Raw genomic sequence first — 13,018 nt, 5'->3', positions numbered from 1 at the left:
CACCGACAGGAGCATTATTCGATGATTCAGAAGAAGAGAGGCAAGACAGTACATATCCCAGGGCTTACCGACCTTCCCCCCCTGCCGCGGGACGTGCCGAGCCTGATGGAGGATTTTCGCCACTACTATACCTACAACCTGGGGCGCGACAAGTTCTGCCGGTCGGTCCACTACCACTACAAGGCCCTGGCCCTCGCGGTCCGGGACCGCCTCATGGAGGACTGGAAGAACACCCGCTACGCCTACCTGGATGCCGACTGCAAGCGGGGCTACTACCTGTCGCTGGAGTTCCTCATGGGACGCGCCCTCGGCAATGCCATGCTGAACCTCGGCGTTACCGATACCGCGGCAAAGGCCCTCATGGACCTGGGCATCGCCATGGAAGACCTGGCTGAGGCGGAAGTCGACGCCGGCCTCGGCAACGGCGGCCTGGGGCGCCTGGCGGCCTGCTTCCTCGACAGCTGCGCCACCCTGCAGCTGCCGGTCATGGGGTACGGCATCCGGTACGAGTACGGGATGTTCCGGCAGCGGATCGTGAACGGCCACCAGGTGGAGGAGCCGGACCACTGGCTGCGCAACGGCAACCCCTGGGAGATCGAGCGCCAGGAGTACACCCAGCGGGTCTGCTACGGGGGGCGCACCGAGCGCTACGGGACCGGTGACGGCGGTTTCCGCGTCCGGTGGGTGGATACCCATGACGTGCTGGCCATTCCCTACGATACGCCGGTGCCGGGGTACAGCAACGGCACGGTCAATACCCTGCGGCTCTGGAAGTCGGTCGCCACCGACGCCTTCAACCTGGTTGAATTCAATGCCGGCAGCTACACCGAGTCGGTCGCCGCCAAGAACGAGGCGGAGAACATCACCATGGTGCTCTACCCCAACGACGCCAGCGAGAGCGGCAAGGCGCTGCGGCTGCGCCAGCAGTATTTCCTGGCGTCGGCCAGCCTCCAGGATGTCATTGAACGCTGGGTCGTGATCAGCAAGGGGGATTTCAGCGGTTTTGCCGAGAAGAACTGTTTCCAGCTGAACGACACCCACCCCAGCTGCGCCGTGCCGGAGTTGATGCGCCTCCTCATGGACGAGCAGGGGATGGGGTGGGACGAGGCGTGGGGGATCACCACCCGCACCATGGCCTACACAAACCACACCCTCCTTCCCGAGGCTCTGGAGAAGTGGCCCCTCTCCCTGTTCGCCCAGCTTCTGCCGCGCCTTCTGGAAATCATCCTGGAGATCAACGCCCGCTTCCTGGCCGAGGTCGCCAGCCGCTGGCCCGGCGACCATGAGCGGCTCCGGCGCATGTCCCTCATCGAGGAGGGGCCGGTGCCCCAGGTCCGGATGGCCTACCTGGCCATTGTCGGCAGCTTTTCCGTTAACGGGGTCGCCGCCCTCCACTCCCAGCTCCTTGCCCAGGGGCTCTTCCGGGACTTCCATGAGCTCTGGCCCCACAAATTCAACAACAAGACCAACGGGGTCACGCCACGCCGCTGGCTCGCCTGGTGCAATCCGGGCCTGAGCCGGCTCATAACCGAGACCATCGGCGACGGCTGGGTTTCAGACCTCTCCCGGATCGGGAAGATCGCCGCTTTCGCCGACGATCCCGGCTTCCGGGAGAAGTGGCGGGAGGTGAAGCGGGCCAACAAGGAGCGGCTGGCGGCCATGGTTCTGGACAAGTGCTGTGTCGCCTTCGACCCGGAGGCCCTCTTCGACGTGCAGGTGAAGCGGATCCACGAGTACAAGCGCCAGCTCCTCAACATCCTCCACGTCATCCATCTCTATGACCGGATCAAGCGCGGCGACACCGAGGGGTGGACCAACCGGTGCGTCCTCATCGGCGGCAAGGCGGCCCCCGGCTACTTCATGGCTAAGCTCATCATCAAGCTCACCAGCAACGTGGCCCAGGTGGTGAACGCCGACCCCCAGGTGGGGGACCGGCTCAAAGTGGCGTTCCTCCCCAACTACCGGGTAACGGCCATGGAGGTCGTCTGTCCCGGCACCGACTTGTCGGAGCAGATTTCCACCGCCGGCAAGGAGGCATCGGGCACCGGCAACATGAAGTTCATGATGAACGGCGCCCTGACCATCGGCACCCTCGATGGAGCCAATATCGAAATCCGGGAAGAGGTGGGGGACGCAAATTTCTTCATGTTCGGTCTCACCGCCGAGGAGGTGGAGGCGGCGCGCAGGGGGTACGACCCCGGTGCCATCATTGAAGCCGACGCTGATCTCGGGCGGGTAATGAACCTGCTGGCGTTTGGCCACTTCAACCTGTTCGAGCCGGGGATCTTCGATCCGATCATCGGTGCAATCACCAGTCCCCATGATCCCTGGATGGTCGCCGCCGACTTCCGCAGCTACGTCAACGCCCAGCAGAGGGTCGCCGCCGCCTACCGGGACCGGGAGCAGTGGGCCCGTATGAGCATCATCAACAGCGCCTCCAGTGGCAAGTTCTCCACCGACCGGACCATCCGGGAGTACAACGACGGTATCTGGGGGCTCCAGCCTGTGCCGGTACTTGCTGCAAGGTAACCGGACCTGCTTTTTGTAATGTGAGAGAGAGGTGTCCCCTATGGAAATAAAGGTTCCGTCAGTGGGCGAATCGGTCTACGAGGCACTGGTGGGGAAGTGGCTGAAAAAGAACGGCGAGGCGGTCCGGAAGGACGAGCCGGTCTGCGAGATCGAGACCGACAAGATCACCATGGAGATCGACGCCGGGGCCGACGGTGTGCTCACCATCATGGTGCCGGAAGGGGCCACGGTGAAGATCGGCTCCGTCATCGGCATTATAGAAGCCGGGACCGGGGACCGGGGACCGGGGACCGGGAAAGGCAAGGAGGTGCCTCCACTGTCGCCGGCGGTTCGCAAGATTGCCCAGGAGCTGGGGATTAAGCCGGAAACTGTCCATGGAAGCGGCCGGGGCGGGCGGGTGACGGTGGATGATCTCTTAACGGCCGGGACCAGGGACTTGACAGCCGGGACGGGGGACCGGGGACCGGGGACCGGGAAAGGCGGGGAAGTGCCGAAGGATGCTGCGGTGAAATCGGGTGAAGCGGCGGCGGTTGGGGGTAAGCAGAAAGAATTTGCTTTTGAGCCGGTCCCCGGTCCCCGGTCCCCGGTCCCCGCGGCAGAGCGCGTTACGCGCTCGCCGATGACCCCCATCCGCAAACGGATCGCCGAGCGGCTCCTGGTGGCCCGGCAGCAGACCGCCATGCTCACCACGTTCAACGAGGCGGATCTGGGCCGGGTGATGGAACTGCGGAAGAAGTACAAGGAGCATTTCCAGAAGAAGCACGGCGTCTCCCTCGGTTTCATGTCGTTCTTCGTGAAGGCGTGCGTGGAGGCCCTGAAGGAGTATCCGGCGGTGAACGGCTCCATCGAGGGGGATGACATCGTCTTCCACCACTACTACCATATCGGCATCGCCATTGGGGCCGAGAAGGGGCTCGTGGTGCCGGTGCTCCGGGACGCCGACCGGCTCTCCTTTGCCGAGATCGAGACGACCATCGCCGGGTTCGCGGAAAAGACCAAGGCCAACCGGCTGGAGCTGTCGGATCTCCAGGGGGGGACTTTCACCATCTCCAACGGCGGGGTCTACGGCTCGCTCCTCTCCACTCCCATTCTCAACCCGCCCCAGAGCGGCGTCCTCGGCATGCACGCCGTCCAGGAGCGCCCCGTGGTCCGCGACGGCCAGATCGTCATACGTCCCATGATGTACCTGGCCCTCTCCTACGACCACCGGATCATCGACGGCCGCGAGGCGGTCGGGTTCCTGAAGAAGGTGAAGGAGTATGTGGAAGAGCCCGAGGAACTCTTCCTTGAAGGGTAGATTGACCGCCGCAGGGACCTGCTCACTGCTGGCGGCCCTTCTCCTGGCCGCTCCTGATCCGTCGGCATCGGCCCGGGTCGGCAGGAATGGCAAAACACCTGCGGCACAGGAGTTTGCCCGGACCAGGGGAGCGGCGCAGAGGGGTGACGCCGGCGCCGCTTTCCGGCTTGCCCTGATGTTTCTCGATGGCACGGGCGTTGCGCGCAATCCCGCGGAATCGGTCCGGTTCATGAGGATCGCCGCGGAGCGGGGACACGTGCGGGCCCAGTACTTCCTGGGCACCCTCTACCACGAAGGTGCGGGAGTGAAGCAGGACCAGAAGGAAGCCGCCCGCTGGATCGCCAGGGCTGCGGCTGGTGGCGATGCCGAGGCCCAGTACGCCTATGGTCTCCTCCTTCTCTCCGGCGATGGGGTTCCGGTCGACAAGGTGGCAGCCATGGAGTGGCTCGGCAAGGCCTCCCGCCAGGGGAGCGGGGGAGCCCGCGACGTGCTCCGGCAGCTGGTTGCCCTGCCGGGACGTCCCACCGAGATCCGCTCCCTGGAGCCGTTCATTACGGCGCCCCGTGCCGCGCCTTCGGGCGACGCTGCCGATGGGGGAGCGCATCTTGAAGGGATGGGGGTGATCCTTGACCAGGGGGAGTTCGGCCTCCGGTTTTCCGTGCCCCACCTGAAGGAGGCGATTGCCCCGGTCTATCCGGCGTATTCTCCGGACAAGGGGGTCTGGAACCGCATCCAAGGGGGGACGTTCGAAATCATCTACCGGCCGGGTGCAAAGTAGTTCTTCTGCCGGCCTGTTTCCCATTTCAGTAGCGGATACCACAATCATTCCGGGAGGATTCCATGTCTGAAGAGCTTTACGACCTCATTGTCATCGGTGCCGGCCCTGGCGGCTACGTGGCCGCCATCCGCGCGGCCCAGCTGGGGATGAGCGTCGCGGTGGTGGAGAAGCGGTCCGCCCTGGGGGGGGTCTGCCTCAACGAGGGGTGCATTCCCAGCAAGGCGCTCCTGGATTCCTCGGAACTCTTCGCCCTGGCCAGGGACAGGTTCGCCGGCCACGGCATAGCCATCGATCCGCCACGGCTCGACCTGGCCCGGATGATGGCCCGCAAGGACGACGTGGTGAAGAAGCTGACCGACGGCGTCGCCTTCCTCTTCAAGAAGAACAAGATTGCACGGGTGCAGGGGACGGCCCGGCTCACGGGCGAGCGGGACGGAGCCCACGGCGTTGACGTTGAAGGCGGGGACCAGGGACCGGGGACCGGGGACCGGGAAAAGCAGACCCTCAGGGGAAAGCGGGTGCTTCTGGCAACGGGAAGCGAGGCGGCGGTGATTCCGTTCATGCCCTTTGACGGTGAACTGGTGGTGAGCGCCCGGGAAGCCCTCTCCTTCGACCGGGTGCCGGAGCATCTCCTGGTGGTGGGGGCGGGGTACGTCGGCCTGGAGCTTGGCTCGGTCTGGCGGCGGCTCGGAAGCCAGGTTACGGTGGTGGAGATGCTCCCGAAGATGCTTCCCAACACCGACGGTCAGGTGGCCGACACCCTCATGGGCTCCCTGAAGAAGCAGGGGATCGTCTTCCGGATGGAGACCAAGGTGACCGGCTTTGCCAAGCGTGACGGGAAGGCAGCGGTCACCGTGGAAGCGGGGGGGGCCACGGAGGAGATCGTCTGCGACCGGGTGCTGGTGGCGGCGGGGCGGCGTCCCCTCACGGCGGGGCTCGGCCTGGAGGAATTGGGAGTCCGGCTGGAGGCGGGACGGATCGCCGTGGACGATAACTACCAGACGTCCCTTCGGGGGATTTACGCCATCGGCGACCTGATCCACGGCCCCATGCTTGCCCACAAGGCCATGGCGGAGGGGGAGGTCTTTGCCGAGCGGCTCACCGGCCAGGCGTCGGTGGTGGACTACGCCTATATCCCTGGTATCGTTTATACGTGGCCCGAGGCGGCCGGCGTGGGGCGGACCGAGGAGGAGCTGAAAACGGAGGGGGTCGAGTACCGCGTCGGGAAGTTCCCCTTCATGGCCAACGGCCGCGCCAAGTGCATGGACGAGACCGAAGGGTTCGTGAAGATCCTCGCCACCCCCGACACCGGCCGGGTCCTCGGCATCCACGTCATCGGCCCCCGGGCCTCGGATGTCATCGCCGAGGCGGTTACCGTCATGACCTACGGCGGCAGCGCCGCCGACATCGCCATGACCTTCCACGCCCACCCGACCCTGGCCGAGGCCATGAAGGAGGCGGCCCTGGATGTGGAGAAACGGGCGATACATGCGTGAACACGGAGGTTCCCATGGGAAAAAATCTCGCAACCAAGATCCTCGAAGCGCACCTCGCGAAGGGCGAGCTTAAGCCGGGCACCGAGATCGCCCTGAAGATCGACCACGCGCTCTTGCAGGACGCCACCGGCACCATGGCCATGCTGGAGTTCATCGCCATGGGGGTCGACCGGGTGAAGGTGGAGCTGGCGGCCCAGTACATCGACCATAACCTCCTCCAGACCGACAACCGCAACGCCGACGACCACATCTTTCTCATGACCGCGGCCCAGCGGTTCGGCATCCACGTCTCCAAGCCGGGGAACGGGGTCTCCCACCAGGTGCACCTGGAGCGCTTCGGCGTGCCGGGCAAGACCATGCTCGGGGCCGACTCCCACACCACCTCCGCCGCCGGTCTTTCCATGATCGCCATCGGCGCCGGGGGGCTCGATGTCTCACTGGCCATGGCGGGGCACCCCTTCCATCTCCCCTGTCCGAAGATCTGGGGAGTGAAGCTCACGGGAGAGCTCCAGCCCTGGGTCTCGGCCAAGGATGTGATCCTGGAGATGCTCCGCCGCCACACGGTGAAGGGGGGGGTCGGGAAGATCATCGAGTACTACGGCCCCGGCGTGGCGACCCTCTCGGCCACGGACCGGGCCATCATCGGCAACATGGGGGCGGAACTGGGGGCCACCACCTCCGTCTTCCCCTCGGACCACCGGACCCGCGAGTTCCTGGAGGCCCAGGGGCGCGGCCAGCTCTGGCAGGAGCTTGCCGCCGACCCCGACGCCACCTACGACGAGTACGAGGAGATTGACCTCGCCACGGTGGAACCCCTCATCGCCCGGCCGTCATCCCCCGACAACGTGGTGCGGGTGGCCGACATCGAGGGGTTGAAGGTGGACCAGGTGCTGGTGGGGAGTTCCGCCAACTCCGCCTTCCGGGACCTCATGACCGTCTGTCGCATCCTGGATGGCCGGCGCATCGCCCCCCACCTCTCCTTCAACGTGAACCCGGGGAGCCGCCAGGTGCTGGAAAACGTGGCGGATCAAGGCGGGATCATGATGTTGCTTCTGGCCGGCGCCCAGATCCACCAGCCGGGGTGCCTCGGCTGCATCGGCATGGGGCAAGCGCCGGGGACCAATCAGGTGAGCCTCCGCACCTTCCCCCGCAACTTCCCGGGGAGAAGCGGCACGAAGAACGATCTGGTCTACCTCTGCTCCCCCGAGACGGCAGCCGCCGCCGGCCTCTTCGGCGTGGTCACCGACCCCCGCAAGCTGGAGGGCCTCATGCCGTGGCCCAACGTCCAGAACCCTGAGAACTACATCCTGGACGACTCCAGCATCATCTTCCCCCTCCCCCCCGAGGAGGCGAAGCGGGTGGAGATCGTCACCGGCCCCAACATCATCCCGTTCCCCGACTACGATCCCCTCCCCGAGACCTTGGAGGCGGAGGTCATCCTCACCGTGGGGGACAATATCTCCACCGACACCATCATGCCTGCGGGGAATAAGGTGCTCCCCTACCGGAGCAACATCCCGGCCATCAGCCAGTTCGTCTTCGAGCATCTGGACCCCGATTTCCACAAGCGGGCCAAGGAGAAGGGGAACGGCGTCGTCATCGGCGGGGAGAACTACGGCCAGGGGTCGAGCCGGGAGCATGCGGCCCTGGCGCCGCGCTATCTCGGCATCCGGGCCAAGATCGTCAAGAGCTTCGCCCGGATCCACAAGGCGAACCTGGTGAACTTCGGCATCCTCCCCCTCACGTTCAGAAATCCCGCCGACTACGACCTGGTGAAGCAGGGGGACCGCCTCGTGTTCCCCGATGTGCGCCGGCTCGTGGCCTCCGGCGCCGCAGAGATACCGGTGCGGGTGGACGGACGGGAGATTGTCACCATTCTGGAGGTCTCAGACCGGCAGCGGCAGGAGCTTCTGGCCGGGGGGACCCTGAACTTTGTGAAAAAAGGCGGTACGGAGGGGTGAGGGCATAAGGGAATGGATGGGCCGTGGAGCACAAGCCGGTGAGTCTGAACAGAGCGACCCTATGGGCACTGCTGGTATTTTCGCTTTTCATGGGGATGGGCGCGGTACTTGCCGGCGAGCTGGCGCGCGAGCGGAAGCAGGAGTACCGCCAAACCGTGTCCCAGATTGCCGCCAACGCGGCCCATTCCCTTGATCATCAGCTTTTTCGCTCCCTGTCGGCCACCAACGCCCTGGCCGCCATCCTCCGACAACAGGGCAGAATTGAGAATTTCGCCTCCCTGGCGGCGGAGATGATCAAGGTCTACGGCGGCATCGACACTCTCCAGCTGGTGCCCGAGGGGGTCATAACCGAGGTCTACCCCCTTGCCGGCAACGAAAAGGCCGTCGGGTTCGACATCCTCCGGGACCCTGTTCGCAGCTTCGAAGCGCTGCGGGCCATCGAGTCCCGCCGGCTTTCCCTCGATGGTCCCTTCGAGCTCAAACAGGGGGGGAAGGCGGTTGTGGGGCGGCAGGCGGTGTTCCTTTCCGACGGCCGGGGAGGCGAGCGGTTCTGGGGGTTTACGGCGGCCATCATCCGGCTGCGGACCCTTATGGACGCCAGCAACCTGAACCTTCTCGCAAAAAACGGCTATGCGTATCGGGTATCCCGCCTCCATCCCGGCAGCGGTGAAAAAATTGTAGTTGCCCAAGGGGGGGGGACTCTCCTGGCAGATCCGGTGGAGTTTGCCTTCGACGTGCCCAACGGGAAATGGGTACTCTCGGTGTCGCCGTCGGGGGGATGGCTCACGCGCTCGGGAATAGTGTGGTACGGCGCCACGGTTATCCTGGTCAGCCTGGCGATGGGGAGTCTTGCCTACCTGTTCCAGCGGCAGCCGGCGCTGTTGCGGATCGAAGTGGCAAAACGGACGGCCGAGCTCCAGACGGCCAGGGGGCGTCTCGAAGAGGAAGCACGGGAGCGGGCGCGGGTCGAGGAGGAGGTTCGGCGTCTCAATGCCGATCTGGAGCAGCGGGTTGCCGAGAGGACTTCCCAGTTGGCGGCCGTCAACCAGGAGCTGGAATTGTTCACCTATTCGGTTTCCCACGACCTTCGGGCGCCTCTGAACACCATTGAAGGCTTTACCCGGACCCTCAGGGAAGAGCACGCCGGCTCCCTGGACGAAAACGGCATGCAGATCCTGATGCGGATATGCAAGGCCGGTGACCGGATGAAGGAGCTCATCGGCCATCTCCACGAGTTGTCCCGGGTGAGCGCCGGCGAACTGGTTCGCCAGAGCGTCGATCTTGGCGCCATGGCCCGGGAAATCGCCGCGGATCTCCAGGGGGGCGATCCTGGCCGCTCCGTGACCTTCCGTATTGCCGACGGGGTTATGGCGCCGGGCGATGCGGGGCTTCTGCGGGTTGCCCTGGAAAACCTTCTGGGCAATGCCTGGAAATATACCGGGGGAAAAGAGGGGGCGCTGATCGAATTCGGGGTGGAGGCCGAGGAGGGGGAGCGGTTTTTTTTCGTCCGGGACAACGGCGCCGGCTTCGACATGAAATACGCCGACAGGCTCTTCGGCGTGTTCCAGCGGCTGCACGGCGCCGCGGAGTTCGAGGGGACCGGCGTCGGCCTGGCCACGGTGCGGCGGATAATCCTCCGTCACGGGGGGCGGATTTGGGCGGAGGGGGCGGTCGGCCGTGGAGCCACCTTCTTCTTTACCCTGGGCGAGGAGTAGTGGCATGGGGAGGATTCGGCCATGAAGCATGGCGGTCCGATACGGGGGGCGATCCTGCTCTTCGCTTTGTTTCTGGGAGCCGGGTCGGTCTTCGTGCGCCAGGTGGAAGAAGGGCGTTGCCGCGAGCAGCGCCGGAACGTGGCCCAGCTCGCCGCGGGTGCCGCCTTTTCGCTGGAGCGCCAGATATCCGGCTCCCTCTCCGCCACCTACGCCCTTGCCGCCATTCTGCGCCAGGCCGGCACCATTAAGGACTTTGATGCCCTCGCTGCCGAGATGATCCGGACCTACGGCGGTATCAGCAGCCTGCAACTCGCCCCGGCCGGGGTCATGACCACCATCTACCCCCTTGCCGGCAACGAAAAGGCCATAGGCCACGACCTCCTCAGCGACCCCCTCCGTCGCACCGAGGCGCAACGGGCGATCGAGAGCCGGCAGATGACCCTTGCCGGCCCCTTCGAGCTGAGGCAAGGGGGGGTAGGAGCCGTTGGCAGGCTGGCGGTTTTTCTCCCCGAACCGGGCAGGGGGGAGCGTTTCTGGGGCTTCGTCAATGTCTTGATGCGCCTCCGGGACCTCCTCGCCGCAAGCAATCTGGAAGCTCTCGATAAGGGGGGGTACGGGTATGAGCTCACCAGGCTCAACCCGGACACGGGCCGGTGGGAATCCATTGCCCGCTCTGACGGACCGCTCCAGGCGCCGGTGGAAAGCACCATCGACGTCCCCAACGGCACCTGGAAGCTGGCCGTGGCGCCGAAACAGGGGTGGCAGACTTCCCCGTTCCTTTACGTGGAATACCTCATGGTTGGCGGCATCAGCGGCATCCTGGCGCTTCTCGCCTATCTCATGCTGAGACAACCGGAAAAGCTCCGCCACGAGGTCCTCCTGCGGACGGCGGACCTGGAGAAGGCCAACCGGCAGCTGGAGGCGCAAATCCGGGAGCGGCAGCGTGCCGAGGACGAGTTGCGCCGCCTCAATGCCGACCTTGAACTGCGGGTCACCGAGCGGACGGTGCAGCTCGAGAACTCCAACCGGGAACTGGAGTCCTTCAGCTATTCGGTCTCCCATGACCTGCGGGCCCCCCTGCGGCATATGGAGAGTTTCAGCCGCATCCTTGCGGAAGATCATGCCGGGCAGATCGGCGAAGGGGGGGAGCAGTGCCTGGAGCGAATCGTGGCGGAAATCCAGCGCATGAAACTCCACATCGACAGCCTGCTGGAGCAGGCCCAGGTTGAAAGAATACGCTGAACTCACCGAGTTTGCCCCCAAGGGCGGGCACTACCCGCCCGGATAGCGAGGTCCCCATGGAATCGAAACTCCGCGCCCTTCTCCCCGACGCCGAACTTATCAGGATGTACGAACAGATGGTCCTTTCCCGCGAGTTCGAGGAGTCGTGCGCCGAACAGTACACCAAGGGGCACATCACCGGCTTCCTCCACCTCTACAGCGGCCAGGAGGCCGTGGCCGTGGGGGCCACCGCCGGCCTCCACCGGGACGACTACATCCTCTCCGCCTACCGGGAACACGCCCAGGCCATCGTCCGGGGGGCCGAGCCGCGGCGGGTCATGGCCGAGCTCTTCGGCAAGCGGACCGGCATCTGCAAGGGGAAGGGGGGCTCCATGCACCTCTTCGACCCGAATCTCTCCTTCATGGGGGGATACGCCATTGTCGGCGGCCAGTTCCCCATCGCCGTGGGGCTCGCCTTTGCCGCCAAATTCCGGAAGGAGGGACGGATCGTCGCCTGTTTCTTCGGCGACGGCGCCGCGAACCAGGGAACGTTCCACGAATCACTCAACTGGGCCCGGCTCTGGGAACTGCCGGTCCTCTTCATCTGCGAGAACAACAGTTACGGCATCGGCACCTCCGTGGAGAGGGCATCGGCACTCCCTGACATCCACCGGCGGACCTGCGGCTACGACATCCCGTCGGAGCGGGTTCACGGCATGGACGTGATCGCGGTGTACGAGGCGGTCAAATGGGCGGCCGAGTGGGTGCGGGAGCAGAACCGCCCCTTCCTCATCGAGGCGATCACCTACCGGTTCCGGGGGCACTCCATGTCCGATCCGGGCAAATACCGCAGCCTTGCCGAGGTGGAGCTGTGGAAGAGCCGCGACCCCATCCCGGCCTTCGCGAACCGGCTGGTGGAGGAAGAGATAGCCACCGAGGCCCAGCTGGAGGGGATCAAACAGCAGGCCCTGGTGACGGTGGCCGATGCGGTGAAGTTTGCCGAGGATTCGCCGTGGCCCGAGGATAGTGAGGTGTGGGAAGATGTTTATGCCTGAGGCGGTCAACTGGAACAGACCGATAAAGGTTGGCGTCAGTTCCTGCCTCCTGGGAGAGAAGGTGCGCTATGACGGCGGCCACAAGCACGATCACTACATAACCGACGTACTGGGCAAGTTCTTCACCTTCGTGCCGGTCTGCCCGGAGGTCGGCTGCGGCATGCCGGTCCCTCGCGAGGCAATGCGCCTTGAGGGAGACCCCGAGCACCCCCGGCTCGTGACGAACAAGACCCGCATCGACAAGACCGAACAGATGCGCGCCTTCTGTAAGCAAAAGGTTACGGAATTGGCGGATGAAGAGTTGTGCGGTTTCATCTTCAAGAAAGATTCCCCCAGTTCAGGCCTGTTTCGGGTCAAGGTTCACAACGAGGGGATGCCGACCAGGAGCGGCAGCGGCCTGTTTGCCGCAGCAGTGGTCAAGCATTTCCCTCTTCTTCCGGCAGAGGAAGAGGGGAGGCTCAATGACGCGGCCATCCGGGAAAATTTCATCGAGCGGATCTTCTGCTACCGCCGCTGGAAGGATTTCCTGCTGGACAGTCCCGACCTGGGCCACCTGGTGACTTTCCATGCCCGTCACAAGCTGCTCATCCTGGCCCACAGCACCAGCATCTACCGGGAAATGGGAAGCCTGGTGGCGCACGGCAAAGGGATGTCTTGGCCCGAGCTGGCCCAAAGCTACGAAGCGCTCTTCATGAAGGCCCTTGCCCTGCATGCCACGGTCAAGAAGAACACCAACGTGCTGACGCATATCATGGGCTATTTCAAGCGGGATCTGAGCCCTGCTGAAAAGGAAGAACTACTCGGGGTCATCAAGGAATATCACGACCGGCTGGTCCCCCTCATTGTTCCGCTTACCCTGTTGAAGCATTACGTCGGCAAGTACGGTCAGAGCTACCTGCAGCAGCAGTACTACCTGTCGCCTCATCCGGCCGAGCTGATGCTGCGCAACCATGTGTGAACTGTGGC

Annotated in this window: 9 protein-coding genes; all 9 read left to right on the top strand. The window is 64.7% G+C overall.

The genetic code is table 11. From position 1 onward, the window contains the following. The first annotated feature begins 21 nt into the window (after positions 1–21). The 9 genes from GMET_RS13870 to GMET_RS13830 all read left to right on the top strand — a co-directional run bounded on the left by GMET_RS13870 (position 22) and on the right by GMET_RS13830 (position 13,010). Positions 22–2,529 carry a glycogen/starch/alpha-glucan phosphorylase gene (locus tag GMET_RS13870; RefSeq protein WP_004511694.1) on the top strand — a complete coding sequence of 836 codons (2,508 nt, stop codon included), beginning with the start codon at positions 22–24 and terminating at the stop codon, positions 2,527–2,529. A 40-nt stretch (positions 2,530–2,569) separates the two neighbouring features. After that, entirely contained in the window at positions 2,570–3,826 is a 1,257-nt protein-coding gene (gene odhB / locus GMET_RS13865; protein ID WP_004511695.1) for a 2-oxoglutarate dehydrogenase complex dihydrolipoyllysine-residue succinyltransferase, read from the top strand. Continuing rightward, positions 3,816–4,604, top strand: coding sequence for a tetratricopeptide repeat protein (locus tag GMET_RS13860; protein WP_004511696.1), 789 nt, complete (start codon positions 3,816–3,818; stop codon positions 4,602–4,604). Before odhB ends, GMET_RS13860 begins: the two co-directional genes overlap by 11 nt. Before the next feature lie 62 nt (positions 4,605–4,666). Continuing rightward, the gene (gene lpdA, locus GMET_RS13855; RefSeq protein WP_004511697.1) at positions 4,667–6,100 is read left to right on the top strand and encodes a dihydrolipoyl dehydrogenase; all 1,434 of its coding nucleotides are present in this window, start codon (positions 4,667–4,669) and stop codon (positions 6,098–6,100) included. A gap of 14 nt (positions 6,101–6,114) precedes the next feature. Further along, positions 6,115–8,061 (top strand): aconitate hydratase, encoded by a 1,947-nt coding sequence (locus GMET_RS13850; protein ID WP_004511698.1) that lies wholly within the window; start codon positions 6,115–6,117, stop codon positions 8,059–8,061. 38 nt (positions 8,062–8,099) lie between these two features. Next, positions 8,100–9,776, top strand: coding sequence for a sensor histidine kinase (locus GMET_RS13845; RefSeq protein ID WP_004511699.1), 1,677 nt, complete (start codon positions 8,100–8,102; stop codon positions 9,774–9,776). Positions 9,777–9,797: 21 nt separating this feature from the next. Then, on the top strand, positions 9,798–11,018 hold the full coding sequence (locus GMET_RS13840; RefSeq protein WP_004511700.1) for a CHASE domain-containing protein: 1,221 nt from the start codon (positions 9,798–9,800) through the stop codon (positions 11,016–11,018). Positions 11,019–11,074: 56 nt separating this feature from the next. Next, positions 11,075–12,052 carry a pyruvate dehydrogenase (acetyl-transferring) E1 component subunit alpha gene (pdhA, locus tag GMET_RS13835; RefSeq protein ID WP_004511701.1) on the top strand — a complete coding sequence of 326 codons (978 nt, stop codon included), beginning with the start codon at positions 11,075–11,077 and terminating at the stop codon, positions 12,050–12,052. After that, positions 12,039–13,010 (top strand): YbgA family protein, encoded by a 972-nt coding sequence (locus tag GMET_RS13830; RefSeq protein ID WP_004511702.1) that lies wholly within the window; start codon positions 12,039–12,041, stop codon positions 13,008–13,010. The genes pdhA and GMET_RS13830 overlap by 14 nt, the downstream gene beginning before the upstream one ends. Positions 13,011–13,018: the final 8 nt, after the last annotated feature.

This window comes from Geobacter metallireducens GS-15 (assembly GCF_000012925.1).
GTDB lineage: Bacteria > Desulfobacterota > Desulfuromonadia > Geobacterales > Geobacteraceae > Geobacter > Geobacter metallireducens.
This window is presented reverse-complemented; position numbering and strand designations above follow the sequence as displayed.

Bases quoted from the DNA above. Each gene is read 5' to 3' on its own strand.
- GMET_RS13870 (WP_004511694.1), top strand. From the start codon at position 22: ATGATTCAGAAGAAGAGAGGCAAGACAGTACATATCCCAGGGCTTACC.
- odhB (WP_004511695.1), top strand. From the start codon at position 2,570: ATGGAAATAAAGGTTCCGTCAGTGGGCGAATCGGTCTACGAGGCACTG.
- lpdA (WP_004511697.1), top strand. From the start codon at position 4,667: ATGTCTGAAGAGCTTTACGACCTCATTGTCATCGGTGCCGGCCCTGGC.
- GMET_RS13850 (WP_004511698.1), top strand. From the start codon at position 6,115: ATGGGAAAAAATCTCGCAACCAAGATCCTCGAAGCGCACCTCGCGAAG.
- GMET_RS13840 (WP_004511700.1), top strand. From the start codon at position 9,798: ATGAAGCATGGCGGTCCGATACGGGGGGCGATCCTGCTCTTCGCTTTG.
- pdhA (WP_004511701.1), top strand. From the start codon at position 11,075: ATGGAATCGAAACTCCGCGCCCTTCTCCCCGACGCCGAACTTATCAGG.
- GMET_RS13830 (WP_004511702.1), top strand. From the start codon at position 12,039: ATGTTTATGCCTGAGGCGGTCAACTGGAACAGACCGATAAAGGTTGGC.